At 73.5% G+C, this 20,905-nt stretch carries 6 protein-coding genes; all 6 read right to left on the bottom strand.

Going from position 1 to position 20,905, the window contains the following annotated elements; all coding sequences use genetic code 11:
• Nucleotides 1-15 precede the first annotated feature (15 nt).
• The 6 genes from ADL03_RS40940 to ADL03_RS40915 all read right to left on the bottom strand — a co-directional run bounded on the left by ADL03_RS40940 (nucleotide 16) and on the right by ADL03_RS40915 (nucleotide 20,826).
• A complete protein-coding gene (locus ADL03_RS40940; RefSeq protein WP_053739039.1) occupies nucleotides 16-1,248 on the bottom strand; it encodes a cytochrome P450 in 1,233 nt (410 codons plus the stop codon).
• Nucleotides 1,245-2,258, bottom strand: coding sequence for a methyltransferase (locus tag ADL03_RS40935; protein WP_053739038.1), 1,014 nt, complete (start codon nucleotides 2,256-2,258; stop codon nucleotides 1,245-1,247). The genes ADL03_RS40940 and ADL03_RS40935 overlap by 4 nt, the downstream gene beginning before the upstream one ends.
• 32 nt (nucleotides 2,259-2,290) lie before the next feature.
• Nucleotides 2,291-9,034 carry a hybrid non-ribosomal peptide synthetase/type I polyketide synthase gene (locus ADL03_RS40930; RefSeq protein WP_053739037.1) on the bottom strand — a complete coding sequence of 2,248 codons (6,744 nt, stop codon included), beginning with the start codon at nucleotides 9,032-9,034 and terminating at the stop codon, nucleotides 2,291-2,293.
• Between the two features lie 67 nt (nucleotides 9,035-9,101).
• A complete protein-coding gene (locus ADL03_RS40925; protein ID WP_053739036.1) occupies nucleotides 9,102-18,002 on the bottom strand; it encodes a non-ribosomal peptide synthetase in 8,901 nt (2,966 codons plus the stop codon).
• On the bottom strand, nucleotides 17,999-19,564 hold the full coding sequence (locus ADL03_RS40920) for a fatty acyl-AMP ligase (protein ID WP_369809080.1): 1,566 nt from the start codon (nucleotides 19,562-19,564) through the stop codon (nucleotides 17,999-18,001). Before ADL03_RS40920 ends, ADL03_RS40925 begins: the two co-directional genes overlap by 4 nt.
• Before the next feature lie 38 nt (nucleotides 19,565-19,602).
• Nucleotides 19,603-20,826, bottom strand: a complete 1,224-nt coding sequence (locus tag ADL03_RS40915) for a phytanoyl-CoA dioxygenase family protein (protein WP_082373936.1) — start codon at nucleotides 20,824-20,826, stop codon at nucleotides 19,603-19,605.
• Nucleotides 20,827-20,905: the final 79 nt, after the last annotated feature.

The following is a 20,905-nucleotide window of genomic DNA, read 5'->3' as shown; positions in this document are numbered from 1 at the left end:
TCCCCCGGTTCTGGGTCAGGCGGGTAGCAGCAGGGGCTGCGGTGCCGGTACGGGCGTCAGTGCGATCGCGGGCTTGGTGCCGGTGAGCGGGCGTTCTGGTGGGCCGAGCTGGAAGCGCCGGGCGATCTCGGTGAGCACGAGCTCGCCCTCCAGCAGCGCGAAGGCGTTGCCCACGCACTGGTGGGCGCCCGCGCCGAACGGGAAGTACGAGAACCGCGGCCGGTTCGCCGGTTCGAGCCAGCGGTCGAGGCGGAACTGGCCGGGGTGGTCCCAGATGTCCGGGTGCCGGTGAGTGACGTAGGAGGAGACGATCACCCGCGCGCCGGCGGGCACCTCGTGGCCGCCGATCTCCAGCGGTTCGTCGAGCACCCGCCGCAACGCCCACGCGGGCGGGTAGAGGCGCACGGCCTCCGAGACCGCCGCCCTGGCCCACTCGGCGCTGGTGCCGCGCTGCTCCGGGTGCTGGCTCAGCAGGTGCAGCGCCCAGGTGAGCGCGGTGCCGGTGGTCTCGGTGCCGGCGATGAAGATCGACAGCACCTCGTCGACGAGCTCCTCGTCGGTGAAGCCACCGCCGGAGGCACGCGTGTCCAGCAGGCCGTTGAGGAACGTGGGCTCGTCGCCGGGCCTGCGCATCGCGTCCTCGATGACCCGGCGCAGCACCGCGATGTCCCGCCGGTAGCGCCGGTTGTCCCTGGTGGGCAACGATCTCGGCACCGTCGGGAACCGGAACAGCTGCTCGTCGACGTAGCCGAGCAGGAAGCTCAGCGCCTCGCGGGCCGCGGCCTTGTCCACACCGGGCGCACCGCCGAACGTGGCGTCGATCATCATCGCCACGGTCAGGCGCTTCATCTCGGCGGCGAGGTCGACCCTGCTGCCCGCCCGCCACCGGGTGTCGAGCGCCTCCACGATCGGCCTGCGCAGCAACGGAATCGCCTCGGCGAGGCGGTCGGGGTGGAACAGCGGCTGCATGAGCCGCCGCCGGCGCATCCAGTCGTCGCCGCTGGGCGTGGTGAACAGGCCCTTGCCGAGCAGCTCGCGCAGCAGGCCGCGGTGGGTGCGCCGGCCGCGTTGCAGCACCTGCCGCACGCCGTCCGGGTGGAACGCCGCGTGCAGCGTGCCCGCGACGCCGAGGTCGAGCTCCACGAGGTCGCCGTGGTCGCGGCGGGCCTGCTCGAACATGCCCAGCGGGTCGCGCAGGAACCTGAGGTTGAGCCCGAGCAGCGGCGGGCCGGTGAAGCGCGGGATCACGCGAGGCTCGCTTCCAGCAACGTCCACTGCGAGTTGGGCAGCTGCTGCACGCGGTCGAGCTTCAGCCCGGCGCTGCCGAGCAACGCGGTGAACTCGGCCCTGGTGCGGACCGCGCCGCCGAGGTGCGCCAGGGCGTTCATGTCTCCGTCGACGACCCGCATGCCCTCGGTGACCTGGTCGGGCATCATCATCTCGAACACCAGCAGCCGCCCACCCGGCCGCAGCGCGTCGCGGCAGTTGCCCAGGATGCGTTCGCACATCGGGTCGGCCCAGTTCGCGAGCACGCGGGACAGGACGTACACGTCGCCACCGGCCGGCACGTGCTCGCGGAAGTCGCCGGCGACGAACTCGCAGCGGTCACCGCCGGGTGCGGTGGCGAGCGTGGCGAGCGCGGACGGTTCGGTCAGCGGCAGCTCCAGCAGCACGCCGCGCGCCTGCGGGGCGAGGGTGAGGATCTCGGCGAGCAACGAGCCGTTGCCGCCGCCGACGTCCACGATCTGCCGCGCGGTGGTGAAGTCGAACAGCGTGCCGATCACGGTGGCGGCACCGGCCGGGAGCGCGATCATCCGGTGGTAGTGCTCGGCCATGGCGGGTTCGCGGTCGAGGTAGCTGTAGTACGGCATGCCGAAGACGTGGTCGAACGCGATGCCACCCTCGCGCAGGCTCTCGACGAGCCCGCTGTAGGAGAGGTAGCTGGGGCCGCCGAAGTAGACGGCCTGGCCGTGCAACGACATCGGGTGCCGCGGGTCGAGGAACGCTCCGGCGGGGGTCAGCGTCAGCGCGCCGTCGTCCTCGGCCAGCACGCCGAGGCCGCACAGGGCCCGCAGCACCTGGCCCAGCGTCCGCGGGTTCGTCCTGGTCTCCTGCGCCAGCTCCGCCGCGGTGCGGGGCCGTTCGGCGAGCAGGGTGGCGATGCCGAGCTCGGCGGCGACGTGCACCAGCGCGCTGGCGCGGTAGCCCTCGATCATGGTGCTGAGCCGGTGGCGCGCGGCGAGGTCGAGCACTGACATCGGCTCACTTCCGGGTCGGGTGGTGTGCGTGGTCATCGGGAGATCTCCTCGGTCAGTGCGGCCAGTCGGGTCCGGACGAGGTCCGCGGTGGTGGCGACGTCCTCGCCGAGATGGGGGTCGAAGAGCAGCACCAGCTCCAGCGCGTCGCCGAGCGGGTGGGCCTGCAGCGCGAGACCGAAGTCGGTCCACGGCTCGGCCGGGTGCTCCGCGGTGACGCCCGGCCCGAACGCGGGGGTCGCGTCCGACAGGTCCGCCATCAGCGGGAACACCGGTCCCGCCGCCTGCTCCAGCGCGGTGAACGGCAGGTGCTTCTGCACGCGGTACGCCCGCACCGCGCGGCTGTGCGTGGCCGCGAGCCGGTCGGCGAACTCCCCGGTCAACCGGGCCGGCGGCAGCACCGCGAGGTTCACGAACCGGCCCACGGTGCGGCTGAGCTCCGGTTCGGTGCGCGCGGTCACCGGCACCGCGAGCGGGAACACGCCGACGGTCTCCTGCACCGCTTCGGCGAACGCCGTCAGCAGCAGCGAACGCAGGCTGACGCCGTGCCGCCGGGCGTACTCGGCGAGCGGTCCCGGCGCGCAGCGGAACTTCTCGACCTTGCGCGTACCGGAGTGCTCGACCTCGGTCAGCGGGCCGGCCTCCGCCAGCCACGTGCGGGCCGCGGCACCGGCGACCTCGGCGGTGAGCCAGCCGCGTTCCCACGCCGCGAAGTCGGGCTGGTGCAGGCCGACGGGCGGCAGCTCCTGGTTCGCGTACAGCGCCGCGAGGTCGGTGGCGAGCTGGTGGGCGCTCGCGCCGTCGATCGCGATCCGGTGCACCCGCAGGCGCACCCGGTGGCCCTCGCTGATCGGCGTGACGTCGGCGGCGAGCAGCCTGCCGTCCCGCAGTGACAACGGTTCGGCGTTGCCCAGCACCTGATAGGGCTCGGCCGGTGTCTGGGTGTCGCCCTCGACCCGGACGCGCAGTGCCTCGTGCCGGGCGACCAGGGCGTCCAGCGCGCGGCCCAGCGCGGTCTCGTCGAGCTCGCGCACCCGGACGGCGAGCTCCAGCTCCGTGTCGCGCTGCCCGGTCTGGGCCGCGATGCGGTGCTGCGACCAGGACAGGGGAGCGGTGGCACCGGTGCGCCGGGTGAGCGCCGTGGCCGCCGGACGGGTGTCCGCGATCAGCTCCGCCAGGTGCGCAACCGTCGGTGCGGCGAGGAAGTCGCCGACCGCGAGCGACACGCCGAACCGTTCCCGCAGCGCCGCGACCAGCCGCACGGCGAGCAACGAGTCGCCGCCGAGCTGGAAGAAGTCGACGTCCGCGAGGACCTCACCCGCGCCCAGCTGGGTGGCCCACACCTGCGCGATCTCGGTTTCAAGCCCCGGTGCCGGTGCGCGGCCGGTCAGTTCGACGCTGGGTAGCCGCGTGGCGTCGACCTTGCCGTTGACCGTCAGCGGCAGCTCGTCCAGCACCACGTAGTGCGCGGGCAGGAACGCGGGCGGCAGCTGGGTGGCGAGGAACGGCCTCAGCGCGCTGACGTCCACAGTGGACGGGGTGACGGCGGCGACGAGCCTGCCCTCCCGCAGCAGCACGGCGGCCTCGGCCACGTCCGGGTGCCGGCGCAGCGCCTGCTCGATCTCGGCGGGCTCGACGCGCACGCCGTTGACCTTCAGCTGCCCGTCCACCCGGCCCGCGAACTCCAGCGCGCCGTCCGGGCGCCTGCGGGCCAGGTCACCGCTGCGGTACATGCGGGCGCCCGGTGCACCGAACGGGTCGGGCCGGAAGCTCAGCGCCGTCTGCCCGGCCCGGCCGGTGTACCCGTGCGCGAGCCCGGTGCCGCCGATCCACAGCTCACCCGTCGCGGGCGTGGGAACGGGCTCGCCGTGCTCGTCCAGCAGGTGCACGTGCTTGCCCGCCACCGGCAGGCCGATCGGCACGACGCCGGTGCCGGGAGCACACCGGTGCGAGGTGGTGTCGATGGTGGCCTCGGTCGGCCCGTACTGGTTGTGCAGCACCGCGTCCGTGCGCTGGTGGAAGCGGTGCACCAGGTCGGCGGTGAGGCGTTCGCCGCCGCAGAACACGTGCCGCAGCGAGGAGAGCCGTGCGCCGGTGTCGAGCAGCCGGGCCAGCTGGGTGGGCACGAAGTCGGCGATCGTGACGTCGTGCTCGTCGATCAGCGCCGCGATCTCGCCGGGGTCGGTGGCCGCGGTGATCAGAACGGCGGCGCCACAGGTCAGCGGCCCGAACAGCTGCCACACCGACGGGTCGAACGCCACCGAGACGGTGTGCAGCAGCCGGTCGCCGGGGCCGAGGCCGGCGACCTCGTGGCGCCAGCGCAGGTCGGCCGCGACACCCGCGTGCGGCACCGCCACGCCCTTGGGCTCCCCGGTCGATCCGGAGGTGAACATGACGTACATCAGGTCGTCCGCGGTGACCTCGGGCAGCGTGCTCTCCGCCAGGGCGGCCCCGGACGGGGCTTCGGGAACCCGGTCCAGCACGAGCCGGGCGCCCGCTGCCCGCACCACCCGGTCGCGCCGGTCGGCGGGGTGCGCCGGGTCGAGCGGCAGGTACGCCGCCCCGGCCGTGAGCACGGCGAGCAGCGTCACCGCGAGGTCGGTCGACCGCGGCAGGCAGACACCGACGACGTCACCGCGCCGCACGCCCGCGGCCACGAGACCGGCCGCGGCGGCGCGCGCTCGTTCCCACAACCGCGCGTAGGTGAGGCCGTCGACCGCGAGCGCGTCCGGGGTGAGCGACGCCTGACGGGCCACCATCACGTGCACCGGCTCGTAGGTGCCGTGGTCGGATGCGGGGGAGGGCCGTTCGGCGAGCGGCAATCGGGCGCAGGGAACGTCCGGCTGTTCGGGCAGCAGCCGCAGCAACGTGGCGTAGGCGCTCAGCAGAGCGTCGACCGTGGTGCGGTCGAAACGGGCGGCGTCGTAGTCGACGAGCAGGTCGAGCTCGTCGCCCGTGCGCGTGGCGGACACGGTGAGCGCGCACTGGGCGGTGCCGTTGCCGAGCTCCAGCGGTTCGACGGACAGCCCGTCGAGCCCCACCTCCGGGTCCGGGGTGTCCTGCAGGGCGAACAGCACGTCGTACGCGGGTTCCGGCGGCGCGACCGCACCGAACGCGGCCGTGCTCGTGGTACGGACGCGGTCGAGCAGGTCGCCGAACGCGGGCCGGCCGGCCAGGTCCGCGACGATCGGCACGGTGGCGAACAGCGGGCCGACCACCCCGGCGAGCTCCGGGCGGTGCCTGCCGGTGAACGGCACCCCCACGACGAACCGCTCACCCGCGCCGTACCGGCTCAGCAGCACCTGGAACGCGGCGAGCAGCCCGACGAACGGCGCGGCACCGCGCGACGCGCAGTACTCGTCGAACTCCGGCGGCACCGGGATCGAGGTCAGCACGCGAGCCGACCGCACGACCGGACCGGCGGGACGGTCCAGCGGCAGCGCCACCGCCCCGGTGAGGCCGTCCAGCGCACCGGTCCAGAACTCGTCGTCGCGGTCCTGGTCGCGCAGCCAGCGCGCGTAGTCGGCGAACTGCAGCTCGGGCTCGGGCAGCGCGGCGCCGTGGTAGAGGGCGGCGAGCTCGTGCAGGAGAACGGTGTTGGAGGTCGCGTCGGTCGCGATGTGGTGCAGCGTCAGCAACAGCGCGTGGTCCCGCGCGCCCAGCTCGGCCAGCACCGCGCGCACCGGCGGTTGCGCGGCGAGGTCGAACGGCTGGGCCAGCTCGGTCTCGGCGAGCTCGGGCAACGCGTGCTCGGTGGTGACGACGTGCCGCACCGGCAGGCCCGGTGCGCCGAGGACCTGCCGCGGCGCACCGGCGACCTCCACGAACCGCGCGCGCAGCACGGCGTGCCTGCGGGTCAGCTCGTCGCACGCCCGCCGCAGCGCCGCGGTGTCGAGCTCGCCGCGCAGCCGCACGGCCAGGAACACGTTGGCCGCCACGTCACCGGGGTGGATGCGCTGGCGCAGCCAGAACCGTTCCTGCATCGGGGAAAGCGGCGCGTCGGTGGGGTCGCCGCGGCGGATGGCGGACCGGTCGCCCGCCCGTGCCTCGTCGATCGCCGCCGCCAGCCCGGCGACCGTCGGGTGCTCGTAGAGCGCGGCCACGGGCAGCCGGACGCCGAACTTGGCGGCCAGCTCGTCCAGCACCTGCATGCCGATCAGCGAGTGCCCGCCGAGCGCGAAGAAGGAGCTGTCGCGGTCGACGCCGGTCACGCCGAGCACGCGTTCCCACGCCATCGCGACGATCTGCTCGGTCGACGAGAGGTCTTCCTCCTCGTCCACCCGCACGGCGGGGGTGGCGCGCAACGGCCCGCTCTCCCCGCGCACGGTGAAGACCTGGCGCTGGAACGCGTAACCCGGCAGCGAGACGCGTTGCCGCCGTTGGCCGTGGTGCAGGCCCTCCCACCGGATCGGCACACCCTCGCGCCACAACCCGGCCGCGCAGTCGAGCATGGCCGCGAGGTGGTCGCCGTCGGCACCGGACAGGCTGGCCCTGGCGCCGGGAGCGAGCTCACCCAGCGTCCGGCCGGGACCGATCTCCACGAACGGCCCGCCGGCCGCGGCCACGCCGTCCGCGAACCGGACCGGCTCGCGCAGCTGACGACCCCAGTACTCCGCGTCCACAGTGGACAGCGCGGCGCCGGTGACGTTGGAGATCAGCGTGATCGCGGGCGGGCTGAAGGTGATGGCGGACGCGGCCTGGACGACCTCGCCCACCGCCGGGTCCATCATCGCCGAGTGGAACGCGTGCGAGGTGCGCAGCCCGCGGACCCGCACCCCGCGTGCGGCCCACGCCTCGGCCAGCGCGTCGATCGCGTCGGCCGGACCGGTGAGCACGGTCTGGGTGGCGGAGTTGCGCGCGGCGACCTCGACACCGGGCGGCAGGTCGCGCACATCGTCCGTGGCCACCGCGAGCATCGCGCCGGTCGGGCAGGCTCCCATCGCACGGCCGCGGGCGAGCACCAGGCGCATCGCGTCGTCACGACTCATCACACCGGCCACGCACGCCGCGGTCAGCTCGCCGATGCTGTGCCCGAGCACGGCGGTGGGCCGGACACCCCACGACTCCCACAGCTTCGCCAGCGCGTACTCGACGGCGAACAGCGCGGGCTGGGTGTACCTGGTCTGGCGCAGCAGCTCGTCGTCGTCCAGCACGTCCCACAGCCCGCCGAGGTCGGCGAGCGCGTCGAACTCGGCGCGGAACACCGGCTCCACCTCGCGCAGCCGCGCCATGCCCGCGTACTGCGCGCCCTGGCCGGAGAAGAGGAACGTGACGCCGTCCGGCGTGTGCGCGCTCGACGGCTTGGCCTTGCGCAGCTCGGCCGCCGCCTCGGCACCGCTGCGCGCCACGACCGCGATCCGGTGCTCGAACTCCTGCCGTCCGGTCTGCAACGTGAACGCCGCGTCGGCGAACTCCGGGCCGCTCAACGGTTCCAGCGCGGTCGCGACCTGGTGGGCCGCTTCTGCGAGGGCCTCGGGCGTCCGGGCGCTGAGCGGCACGAGCTGCCACTCGCGTGCGGCACCGGAGGGCTGTGCCGGCGGCTGGTCGAGCACGACGTGCGCGTTGGTGCCGCCGATGCCGAACGAGCTGACCCCGGCGCGCCTCACCTCGGACTCCCACGGCTGGGTGCGGTCCGCGACCCGCAGCCGCGTGTTCTCCAGCCCCAGCCCGGGGTTGGGCGTGCGGAAGTGCACGGTGGCAGGCACGATCCCGTTGCGCACCACCTCGACCGCCTTGATCAGCGAGGCCACGCCCGCCGCCGCGTCGAGGTGCCCGATGTTGGTCTTCACCGATCCGAGCAGGCACTCGGTGCCGTTGCCGAGCACGTCGGTGAGCGCGGCGACCTCGATCGGGTCACCGAGCCTGGTGCCGGTGCCGTGCGCCTCGACGTACCCGACCGTCGCCGGGTCGGTGCCACCCACGGCGTGCGCCGCCCGGATCACCTCGGCCTGCCCGGACACCGACGGCGCGGTGTACCCGGCCTTGGCCGACCCGTCGTTGTTGATCGCCGACCCGCGGATCACCGCGCTGATCCGGTCACCCGCGGCGAGCGCGTCGTCCAGCCGCCGCAGGACGACCGCGCCGACGCCGTCACCGGGCACCATGCCGGTGGCGTCCGCGTCGAACGCCCGGCACCGCCCGTCCGGCGACACCATCCCGTCCGTCCGCTCGGCGGCCCGCGCGCCCCCGTCGCCCCTGGCCGACACACCGCCGGCGACCGCCAGGTCGCACTCACCGGCCAGCAGCGCCTGCACCGCGAGGTGCACCGCCACCAGCGAGGTCGAGCAGGCCGACTGCACCACCACCGCGGGTCCGCGCAGGTCGAGCCGGTGCGCGATGCGCGTGGCCAGGTAGTCCTTGTCGCACCCGATCAGCAGCTGCGACTCGTCCACCCCGGCGTGCCGCGGGCTGGCGAGCACGTCGAGCAGGTAGGTGCTGAGCGACGAGCCCGCGTAGAGCCCGGTGACCGGCCGGCGCACGGGGTCGCCGTGCCCGGCGTCCTCCAGCGCCGCCCACACGCACTCCAGGAACAACCGGTGCTGCGGGTCGGTGCGCTCGGCCTCCGCGGGGCTGAACCCGAAGAACGCCGCGTCGAACTCCTCGGCCCCGGCCAGCAGCCCGCGCGCCTGCCCGCTGGGCGCCGTGACGACGGAGTCGGCACCGCCGAGCAGGTTGGCCCAGAACTCGCTCACGTTCCCGGCACCGGGGAACCGACCGGCCGTGCCGATGACCGCGATCGCGTCGGGCGCGGCGTCGTGGGCGTCGCTGGCGGTGGTCATGACGTCTCCTGGAGCTCGTGGTGGGCAGCCGATCGCCCGGTGCGGAACTGCTGGTCGTGCCAACCCGTCACGGCGTGTCCCCGGCCTCGTGCGCGGCCAGCACCTGCCTGCGCCGCCGCAACCGGTCACGCCCCGCGCCCGCATCCCTGGCAGCGGGCACCTCGGGCCCGGCACCGGCGATGTGCGCGGCCAGCGCGCGGACGGTCGGGTAGCGGAACAGGTCCACCACCCGCAGGTCGGGCTTGAGCGGGCGGAGCAGCTCACACGCCCGCACCAGCAGCAGCGAGTGCGCGCCCAGGTCGAAGAAGCTGTGGTCCACGCCCACGTCCGCGGTGCCCAGCAACGTGGCCAGCACGGAGCTGACCTCGCGCTCGGTGGGCGTGCCGGCTGCGGTCGCCGGGGCGAGCACCGGTGCGGGCAGGCGGGCGGCGTCCAGCTTGCCGTTCGGCGTGCGCGGGAACGCCTCCAGCGGCACCACGTGCGACGGGCACAGCCACGGCGGCAGGTGCTCGGCCAGGTGCCGGGCGAGCACGCCGGGCTCGACCTCGGTGCGGCACACGACGTACGCGACCAACCCGTCACGCACCACCGTGTGCGCCTCCTGCACGGCGGGGTGCCGCAGCAGCGTCGCGGTGACCTCCTCCGGCTCGACCCGGTAGCCGCGGATCTTCACCTGGGCGTCCGTGCGGCCGCGGAAGTGCAGGTCGCCGCGCATGTCGCGGTGGGCGAGGTCGCCGGTGCGGTAACGGCGCGCGCCACCCGGCGCGGGCAGGAACCGCGCCGCGGTGAGCCGGGCGTCGCCCAGGTAGCCGCGGGTGAGCTGCCGGCCGGACAGGTGCAGCTCGCCGACGACACCGTCGGGCACCCGCGCCGACAGCGGGTCGAGCACCTCCGCCGACGTGCCGGGCACCGGCCGGCCAATGGTGACCCCGGTGCCGTCGAGCCGGCTGACCGTGCTCCACACCGTGTTCTCCGTCGGCCCGTACTCGTTGTACAGCGCCACCTCCGGCCGCGTGGCGACGTGCCGTGCGACCAGTGCGTCGGGCATCGGCTCACCCGCCACGACGGCGGTGGTGAGGTGACCGGGGGACCGGTCGAGCAGCAGCGCGTACAGCGACGGCAGGCACACGAGGTGGCTGACGTCCTCACGCCGCACCAGCTCCTCCAGCCAGTCCAGGTCGAGCTCCCGCCCCGGCGACGGCAGGTGCAGCACGGCACCGGCGCACAGGCTCCAGAAGATCGACGCGACCGACGTGTCGAACGCGGGCGACGACAGCAGGGCGAAACCACGCGGCTGTCCGGTGTAGACGGTGAGCCGGGCGGCGGTGGACGCGGCCAGGTTCGCGTGTGTGACCGCGACACCCTTCGGCCGCCCGGTCGAGCCGGACGTGTAGATCACGTACGCGAGCTGGTCCGGGTGCGGCGTGACCGGCGCCGGGTCGGCGGTCGGCAGCGGCGCGGCCAGCTCGTGGGTCACGAAGTCCTGCGGTTCGGTGCCGAGCACCAGCAGGGGTCGTGCGTCGTCGAGGATCTGCCGGATCCGGCCGGCCGGGTACGCCGGGTCGAGCGGCAGGTACGCACCCCCGGCGCGCAGCACCGCCAGCTGTCCCACGATCAGCGCGACGCTGCGCGGCGCGTGCAGCCCGACCAGCACCTCCGGTCCCACGCCGAGCGACTGCAGGTGCGCGGCCAGGTCGCGGGAGCGCCGGTCCAGCTCCCGGTACGTCAGCGAGGTCTGCTCGTCGCGCACCGCCACCGCGTCCGAGAGGGCGTGGGTGGCGAAGGAGTCCAGCACGAACGTGTGCGGCACCGGCTCGGCGGGCGTCATGCCCGCCGCCTCGATGTGGATCAGTGCGTCCGGCGCCAGCAGGGCGAGCTCGCCGATCGGCGTCGCGGGCGCGGCCAGCGCGGCGTCGAGCAGCACGGTGAAGTGCCCAGCGAACCGGGCGATCGTCGCGGCGTCGAACAGCTCGGTCGGGTACTCCCAGGTCAGCCGCAGCGTTCCGGAACGGTGCCTGGCCGCCAGGGTGAGGTCGGCCTTGGCCGCACGGGTGTCCACACCGGACACCTCGAACACGCGCTCACCGCGGCCGTGCTCGGTGTCCGTCGCGAACGTCAGCATCGCCTGGAACAACGGCGTGCGCGTGTGGTCGCGCGGCAGCCGCAGCTCCTCCACGAGCTGTTCGAACGGCAGGTCCTGGTGGTGCTGCGCGGCCAGCACGGTGTCCCGGCACGCTCGCAGCAGCTCGGCGAACGGCAGCGCGGCCGGCGTCGGTGTGCGCAGCGCGAGCGTGTTCGCGACGAAACCGACCACCGTCTGCGCCTCGGCACGGGTCCGGTTCGCCACCGGGGTGCCGACGACGACGTCCTCCTGCCCGCTGAGCCGTGCCAGCAGCACCGTGTACAGGGCGTAGAGCGCGACGAACACCGTGGTGCCGTGCGCGGCGGCGAGTGCCTCCAGCTCCGCCGAGTCGATCACGTCGACGTGCTGCGCACCGCGCACCATCGGCTCGGAAGGCCGCGCGCGGTCGGCGGGCAACGCCAGCGCGGGCGGCGGATCGGCGAGCTGCCGCCGCCAGTACGCCAGCTGACCGGGAGCCACCGCCGCCAGCAGGTCCTGCTGCCACAACGTGTAGTCCGGGTACTGGACGGGTTGTGCGCCGGTTCCGGCCACCAGCTCCTGGAGCAACAGGTCGAGCGACCAGCCGTCACAGATGATGTGGTGCAGCACCAGGACCAGCTCGCCGTCGGACCACCCGGCGCGCAGCAGCGGCCCGGTGGCCAGGTCGAACGGCTGCGCCACGAACGCGTCCCGGTCCGCGACCTGGACGATCTCCACGGGAGCCGACGGCAGCACGAGCTGATGCGGTCCGGCCGCGTCCTCGGGGAACACCGTCCGCAGCCCCTCGTGCCGGGCGACCAGTGCGGACAGCGCACCGGCCAGGTCGGGCAGCGCGGGCGTGATCCGCACCGCCACGGCGACGGTGTACCCGCCGGGCGCCAGGCGTTCGAGGAACCACAACCGGCGCTGGGCGGGTGACAACGGCACCCGCGCGGGCCGGACCCGCGGTAGCGCGGGGGAGTCGGCGACCGCACCGTCCAGCTGCGCGGCCAGCCCGCGCACCGTCGGGTGGTCGAACACCGTGCGCACCGGCACGCCGAGTCGTGCCGCCAGCCGTGAGGCGAGCAGCGAATGCCCGCCCAGCGCGAAGAAGTCGGCCTCCACGGACAGGTCCGACACGTCCGGCACGTCGAGCAGCTCGCCGAACAACGCGGCCAGCGCGCGTTCGGCCTCGGTTTCCGGTGCCACGACGGCACGTGCGGTGGGCGCGGGCAACCGAGCGGTGTCGAGCTTGCCGTTCACGGTCAGCGGCAGCTCGTCCAGCTCGATCAGGTGCGCGGGCCGCATCCACGCCGGCAGGTGCTCCGCGAGGTGCTCGGCGAGTGCCGCCGAGGAGGTGCACACGACGTATGCGACCAGCTCGTCCGCCACCACGGCCGTGTGCGCGGTCACCACGTCGGGGTGCCGGGCGAGCGTCGCCGTGACGTCACCGAGCTCGATCCGGTAGCCGTTCAGCTTGGTCTGCTGGTCGGCGCGCCCGAGGAAGTCGAGCACACCGCCGGACCGTGCCGCGCGGTCACCGGTGTCGTACATCCGGGCGCCGGGAGCACCGTGCGGGTCGGGCCGGAACCGCGCGGCGGTGAGCCGCGGGTTGCCCAGGTAGCCGCGGCTGATCCCGCCACCGGTCAGCCACAACGCCCCCGGCACGCCGTCGGGCACCGGTGCGCCCGCGGGTTCGAGCACGTAGGCGCCCATGCCCGGCAGCGACGTGCCGATCGGCGTCGGCGAGTCCGGTGAGATCGGGTGGGTGGTGGCGTAGACGGTGGCCTCGGTGGGGCCGTACCCGTTGATCAGCCGAGTGTGCGGCAGTCCGGCGAGCTTCTCCCGCAACGCCAGCGTGATCGGCTCACCGCCCAGCAGCAACGTCCGCAGGCCGGTGAGGTCGTGGGAGGCCAGCACCCGTGCCGCGTGCGACGGCGTGGTCTGGAAGTGCGTGACCGGGCCGAAGTCGATCGTCTCGCCGGGCAGCACGACGGTCGCGCCGGTCGTGAGCGTCCAGATCAGCTCGACCACCGAGATGTCGAACGCCGGGCTGGTCAGCGCGAGCCACGTCTGCGGCTCGCCGTCGCCGAGCAGACCGTCCATCGCGGACAGCAGCACCGCGAGGTTGCCGTGGCTGACGGCGACACCCTTGGGCGTGCCGGTGGAACCGGACGTGTACAGCACGTAGGCCAGCGACTGCGGATGCGGCGGGACGACGTCCGCGGTGGCGGCCTCCTGCGTGCCCAGCACGATCACGGGCACGTCGACGGGCAGCGCGGGCAGGTCGGCGTCGGCGAGGATCACCAGCGGAGCGGCGTCCGCCACGATCCGGCGCAGCCGCTGCGGCGGATGGGTCGGGTCCAGCGGCAGGTAGGCCGCCCCGGCGAGCAATACGCCCCACAGCCCGATCACCGTGCCGATGCCGCGCACGCTGTGCAGGCCGACCAGGGTCTCCTGACCGGCTCCCAGCGCGCGCAACCGGCCGGCCAGGGCGTGGGCCTGGGCGGCGAGCTCGCGATAGGTGAGCTGCTGCGAGCCGTGCACCAGCGCGACCCGGTCGGCGAACTCCGCGCAGGCACGGGAGAAGCGCTCGACGGCGGTCACCGCGGGCACCGCGACCGCCGGCACCAGCGCGGCGGCCTGCTGCTCGGGCGTCAGCAACGGCAGCGCGCTGACGCAGGTCTCGGGGTCGAGGTTGGCCACCAGTTCGGCGAAGCAGTCGGCGAACCCGGCGGCGGTCGAGGCGGGGAACACCCCGGTGCGGTACTCCCAGCGCACCGAGTCCGGGCCGGTCAGCTCCAGCGACAGGTCGAACTTCGCCGTCGCGGTGTCCACCTCGAACGGCTGGAACCGCTCGTCGGCGGCGGGCAGCCCCGGCCGCACCGAGAACATCGTCCGCACCGCGGCCTGTCCGGCCACCTGCTCGAACGGCACGTCGGCGTGCGAACGCGCACCGACCACCACCTCGTGGGCGCGGTCCAGCAGCACCCCGAACGTGGGGTCGTCACCGAGGTCGAGCCGCAGCACGACCGTGTTGAGGAACAACCCGATCAACGGTTCCAGCCGCGGGTCCGGCCGGTCGGAGACGGGTGTGCCGATCACGACGTCGCTCTGCCCGGACAGCCGGGACAGCAGCACCGCGTAGGCGGCCAGCAGGACGGTGAACGGCGTGGTTCCGCGGGCGTCGGCGATGGCCTGGACGCGGGAGGGGTCGAACGTGCGCCACAGGCTCGCGCCCCGGCCGTCCGCCTCGCCACGGGAGCCCGGCAGCGTGAGCGAAGGAAGGTCGCGCAGCCGCTCCTGCCAGTACGCGAGCTGGTGCGCGACCGGCCGTTCCCACGTCGCGTAGTCGGCGTAGGTCAGCTCCAGCTCCGGTGCGGCGCCGCGCAGCTCGTCCAGCAACAGCCCGAGCGACCAGCCGTCGCACGCGATGTGGTGCACGGCGATGTGCAGCGACACCCCGTCGGGGTGCTCTTCGGCGCACGCGTGCAGCAACGGCCCGCGCGCGAGGTCGAAGTCGAGCGACAGCGGCCCGAACTCGACCTCGTACGGCGGCAGGACGAGCTGGTACGGCCCGTCCGAGTCGGTCGGGAACACCGTGCGCAACGGCTCGTGCCGCGCCACGATCGCGGTGAGCCGGCGGCGCAGCTCCTCGACATCGACGTCACCGGTGATCCGCAGGCCACCCGCGATCACGTACGGGTCGGTGTCGGTGAGCTGGCTCTGCAGCCACATCCGGTGCTGGGCCGGTGACAGCGGCAACCGGGCCGGTCGCGGCGCCGCGACCAGTGCGGCGGAAGCGGGCGGCGCGTCGTCGAGGCGGGTGGCCAGTGCGGCCAGCGTCGGGTGGTCGAACACCGCCCGCAACGGCACCTGCCTGCCCAGCCGCGTCCTGATCCGCGCCGTCAGCTGGGTGGCCAGCAGCGAATGCCCGCCCAGCGCGAAGAAGTCGTCCGACCGCGCGGGTTCCGCCACGCCGAGCAGCTCGGTCCAGATCTGCGCCAAGGCGCGTTCGCCGGGCGTGGCCGGGGGTTCGTGCGAACGGGCGGCGGAGGTGGGCGCGGGCAGCCGGGACTCGTCCAGCTTCCCGTTGACCGACAGGGGCATCTCGGCGAGCGCGATGAGGTGGGACGGGTGCATCCACGCCGGCAGCGTGCTGCCGAGGTGCTCGCGCAGCCGGGACACCGCGTCCTCCGCGCACACCACGTACCCGACGAGCTCGGTGCCGTTGTGCACCACCGTGTGCGCGGCACGGACCTCGGGATGCGCGGCGAGCGCGGCGGTGACGTCACCGAGCTCGATCCGGTAGCCGTTGATCTTCGCCTGGTGGTCGGTGCGGCCGTGGAAGTGCAGCGCGCCGGACGCGTCGACGTGCGAGGTGTCGCCGGTGCGGTACATGCGCGAACCGGCGGCACCGAACGGGTCCGGCACGAAGCGCGCGGCGGTGAGGCGGGGGTTGCCGAGGTAGCCGCGGGCGACACCGTCGCCACCGAGGTGCAGCGCGCCGCGCACACCGACCGGCACGACCTCGTCGAACCGGTCGAGCGTCAGGGCGGACACCCCGGGCAACGGGCCGCCGATCGGGGTCGGGACGTCCGGCGAGACCGGGTGCGTGGTGGCGTAGACGGTGGCCTCGGTGGGGCCGTACCCGTTGATCACGCGGATCGGCGGCAGCGCGGCGCGCAGGGCGGCGCTGATAGGTTCGCCGCCGAGCATCAGCACGCCCAGGCCGCTGAGGTCGTGCGAGCCGAGCAGCCGCGCGGCGTACGACGGCGTGGTCTGCAGGTGCGTGATGCCGGTGAGGTCGAGCGAGTCGGCGGGCAGCACGACGGTCGCGCCGGTGGTGAGCGTCCAGATCAGCTCGACCACCGAGATGTCGAACGCGGGACTGGTGACGGTGAGCCAGGTCTGCGGATCGTCGGTCCCCAGTAGACAGTCCATTGCGGACAGAAGACTGGCGAGGTTGGCGTGCGTGACCGCGACACCCTTCGGCACACCGGTGGAACCGGACGTGTGCAGCACGTATGCGAGCGACGCGGGGTGCGGTGCGGCCAGGTCGGCCGGGGCAGCGGAGGCGGTGAACGGCCGCACCGGGAACGGCGGCTCGTCGGCCGGGTCGCCGAGGACGAACACCGGCCGCGCGGCGTCGGCGATCTGCCGCAGGCGGCTCGCCGGGTGCGTGGGGTCGAGCGGCAGGTAGGCGGCACCGGACAGCAGCACGGCCCACAGCCCGGCGACCATGTCGATGCCACGGGCGGCGTGCAGGCCGACCAGTCGTTCCGGTCCGGCACCGTCGGCGACGAGCGCGGCCGCCAGCCCGCGCACCCGCGCGGAGAACTCGGTGTAGGTGAGGCTTTCCGCGCCGCACCGCACCGCCACGCGGTCGCCGAACCGCGCGGTGGCGTCGGCGAACCGGTCGGTCACACCGGGAGGGGTGCCGTGGTGCGCACGTCGTCCGCGCGACACGATCGAGGCCCGCTGCTCGGCCGTCATCAGCGCGGCGGTGCCGATCGGGCGACCCGCGCGCAGGTCCGCCAGCAGCACCTCGAAGAGCTGGCCGAACCGGGCGATCGTCGCGGCGTCGAACACGCCCGTGCGGTAGGTCCAGCGGAACCGGGTGCCTTCGGCGGAGGTCTCGACGTCGAGCGCGAGGTCGAACTGGGCCACCCCGGTGGGCACCTCGCGAGCGCGGTCGTCCGCGCGCCGCACGGTGAGGATCGTGCGCACCAGTTCGGCGCCGTGCGTGCGCGGCAACGCGTCGACGACCTCGTCGAACGGCACGTCCTGGTTCTCCTGCGCGCCGAGCAGCTCGTCGCGGCAGGCGGTGACGACGTCCGCGAACGACGGCTCGCCGGACAGGTCGGTGCGCAGCGCGACGGTGTTGACGAAGAACCCGATCAACCGCTCCAGCGCGGGATCGGTGCGACCCGCGACGGGCGTGCCGATCACGACGTCGCTCTGCCCGGTGAGCCGGTGCAGCAGCACGGCGTAGGCGGAGTGCAGCAGCGTGAACGGCGTGACGCCGAGCTGCCGCGCCCACGCGTCGACAGCGGGCCCCGAGTGCTCGTGCACCGCACCCCCGGCACCGGTACCGGTGCCGTCGCACGGCAGCCGCAGCGACTCGGGCATCTCGGCGAACCGCGCCCGCCAGAACGCGAGCTGCGCCGGGCGTTCGGCGGCCAGCAGCGAGTGGTGCCAGCCCACGTAGTCCGCGTACTGCACCGGGAGCTCCGGCGCGGCGCCGTGGAGCTCGTCGACCAGCACGCGCAGCGACCAGCCGTCGCAGATGATGTGGTGGGCGGTCAGCGTCAGGACGTCGCCGGCGAGCGTCGCCCGGAACAGCGGCCCGGTCGTGAGGTCGAACGGCTCGGCCGAGGCGTCGAGCTCGACCCGGAACGGCGGCAGCACCCGCTGGAACGGGCCGTCCTCGTCCTCGCCGAAGACGGTGCGCAGCACCTCGTGGCGCGCGACGATCCGGGTCAGCGCCGCCTCGACGTCGATCGGCGCGGTGAGCCGCACGGACGCGCTCAGCACGTACGCGCCGGGCGTGAGCTGCTCCAGCACCCAGAGCCTGCGCTGCACCCCGGACAGCGGCAGCCGGTCCGGCCGGTCACCGCGCCGCAGCACGGGACGCGACGACTGCGCGGTGGCCTCCAGCGCCAGGGAGCGCAGCGAGGCGCCCGTCTGCACGTCCGCGATCGAGACGTGCAGGTTCAGCTCGGTTTCGACCTCGTGCTGCAGGTTCAGCATCAGCAGCGAGTCGAAACCGAGGTCTAGCAACGGTGTCGTGACGTCGACCGCGGCCGGGTCGCACTCCAGCAGCCGCGCGGTGATCTCCCGCAGCCGGTTCTCGACGTGGGTCACGTGCCGACCTCCACGAACTCACCCGCGAGGAACCGGCGGCGGCACTCACGGCGTTGCAGCTTTCCGTTGGCGGTGCGCGGCAACGTCATCGCCCGCACCGGGGTGACGGTGTGCACGTGCAGCCCGAGCTCCTGCGCCACGGCAGCGCGGATGGCGGCCTTGGCCGCGGCCAGCGCGTCGGGGTCGCGCCGGTGGAACACCTCGGCGACCACCACGAGCCGGTCCTGCTCGGCGAACGCGATCACGCCGTGCGGGCGGACGAGGTCGTGGCTGCGTTCGGCGCACGACTCGACGTCCTGCGGGTAGTGGTTACGGCCGCGGATGATCAGCACGTCCTTGAGCCGGCCGGTCACGTACAGCTCGCCGTCGCGCAGCACGCCGAGGTCGCCGGTGCGCAGGAACGCGCCCTCGCCCGGCAGTGCGACGGTGTCCGCCGGCCGGTCCGGCCAGTAGCCGGGGCTGGTGCTCTCGCCGCCGACCACGATCTCGCCGACCGTGCCGTCGGGCACCGGCACCCCGTCCTCGCCGACCACCCGCACCGGCAGTGCGTCCGACACCGCGCCGCACCCGACGTGACCGTCCTCGTCGACGACGGGTTCGGCCGGAACGGGGCCGCCGGAGACGAACAGCGTCGTCTCGGCCAGCCCGTAGCACGGGAACCACGCGGCGCGGCGGAAACCGCGGTCGGCGAACCGGTCGCCGAAGGTCTCCAGCGTGCTCGGCCGGATCGGCTCGGAGCCGGTGAACGCGACCTGCCACGAGCTCAGGTCGAGGTCGTCGTCGCGGTCCGGCCGGTAGCGGCGCGCGCACAGCTCGAAGGCGAAGTCCGGGCCGCCGCTGACGGTCGCGCGGAACCGGGAGATCAGCCGCAGCCAGCGCATCGGCTGCTGCAGGAACTCCATGGTCGGGGTGAGCACTCCGGGGCAGCCGGAGAACAGCGGTTGGAGCACGCCGCCCACGAGTCCCATGTCGTGGTAGGGCGGCAACCAGCTCAAAATGGTCGATTCGGGCGTTATGCCCATCTGAGCGGCGATCAACGCTTCGTTGTGCACGAGGTTGCGGTGCGTGACCATGACGCCTTTGGGGGCGCTGGTGGAGCCAGATGTGTACTGCAGGAACGCGAGCTCCGCGTCCGCCGGCGCCCAGGCGTCCGAACCGCGTCCGTCGACCAGGTCGGCGGCCTCGATCCTGGTGAGTCCGTCGAACACCGGGTCGTCCGCGGGCAGCAGTGCGAGCGCGCCCGCCTCTGCCACGACCGCGACCGGAGCGGCGTCGATCGTCATCGCACGCAGCCTGGCCAGGTGTTTTGGCGTCGAGGGCGGGTAGGCGGGCACCGCGACGACGCCGCAGTGCAGCGCGGCGAGGAACGCCGTGACGAACCGGCTGCCCGGCGCGGGCATGACCAGCACCCGGTCACCGGGACGGGCGTGGCGGCGCAGCTCCTCCGCCGTGCCGGCGACCGCGCGCGCCAGGGTGCTGTAATCCATCGGCGTGACAACGTCGTTTTGAACGAAATGATAGGCAGTTTGGGCGGGCGCCACGTCCGCCCAATGGGCGAGCACGTCGGAGAACGAGGAAAAAGAACCCTTCCGCACGCGGCTCAGTCCCGGAACCACTGGAGCTGGGCGACGGCGAGTTGGAGCTCGCCCTCGATGCGAAGTTTTCCGGAGCCGAGCGCACTCATCGGATCCATGTTCCCGTTCGCGATGCGGACGTAGTCGCCGAAGTTCGAGATGATCGACACCTGGCCATTTTCGGAGCCGTGGTCGGAAACCACGCACTTCCCGTCCGCGACGACGAGCTGCCAATGGTGGTGGTCTCCGTTGTGACCGGAGATGTGATAGTCGATGACCGCCTCGGTACCGCCCGTCTTGTGCGGCCGGAAAGCGTCCTTCATGTTGTTGAAAAGACCGGCGAGTACCGCGTGCTCGCCTTCACCGACACTCTGCGCGGGCACCGTCACGAACTCCGACGGCGGCACGGCGGCGGCCTCGCCGCCCGTTCGCTGCACAATGCGCACATCCGCCGGAGGAGTGATCCATGAGGCGTTTTCCCAACCCTCGGACAACTCGTCCCAGCCCGGTACGGGGCCGAGCATGTGCGGCTGCAGCGCCTCGGCGGGAATGGGCGTGCGGGCACTCTGCCACCTGTAGTCCGCCGAGAGGCGCAACCTGTCGGTGCGGTTCGGCAGAGCGCCGTGGGCCGTCAGGCAGTGGAAGACCAGGACGTCGCCCGCGCGGTAGGAGGTGCTCGCCCAGCGGTCGTCGTCCGGGTCCACCTGCCCCAGCCTGGGACGCACGCCCTCGTTCTGGGAGCCGGTGAGCACCGCGAGTCCGCCCAGTTCGAGCGGGCAGTCGACGAACGGCACCCAGGACGTGAACATGTCCGGCACGCCCTCGACCACGAAGTCCTGGTGCACGTAGATGCCGGGGGTGGTGCCGAGGTCGGTGGGCCAGACCAGCCGGGCGACCTTGCGCGGGTGGCAGAAGACGTCGTCGCCGATCAGCGCCCGCATCACCGCGGTGAGAGCGGGCTGGTGCGGCAACGCGTGCAGGTACTCGATTTTCTGCGTCTCGACGTATCCGGGGAAGAAGTTACCGTTCTTGAAGTCGCGTGCCGGCGGCACCAACGGCGCGGTGCCCGGATCGGTTCCGGCACCGATCCACCCTTCTCGCTGCAGAGCGGACCTGATGTTCGCGGCGAGCTGGTCGATAGGAGCACGGTCGAGCAGGCCGCGGAAGAAGACATATCCGTGCTCGGCGATTCGGGCGCGCAACGCGGCGCCGTCGTTCGCGATGGGCGTGGAATCCACTAGCTCGCGCATGCTCGCTCCAGTTCGATCACAAATCGTCCGGCGATGTCGTTCGAAGAATTCGATTCGATGGGCCCGTGGCACCCCGCGC

Source organism: Nocardia sp. NRRL S-836 (assembly GCF_001279525.1).
GTDB lineage: Bacteria > Actinomycetota > Actinomycetes > Mycobacteriales > Pseudonocardiaceae > Lentzea.
The sequence above is the reverse complement of the archived record's forward strand: the minus strand, read 5'-3'. Positions and strand labels throughout refer to the sequence as shown.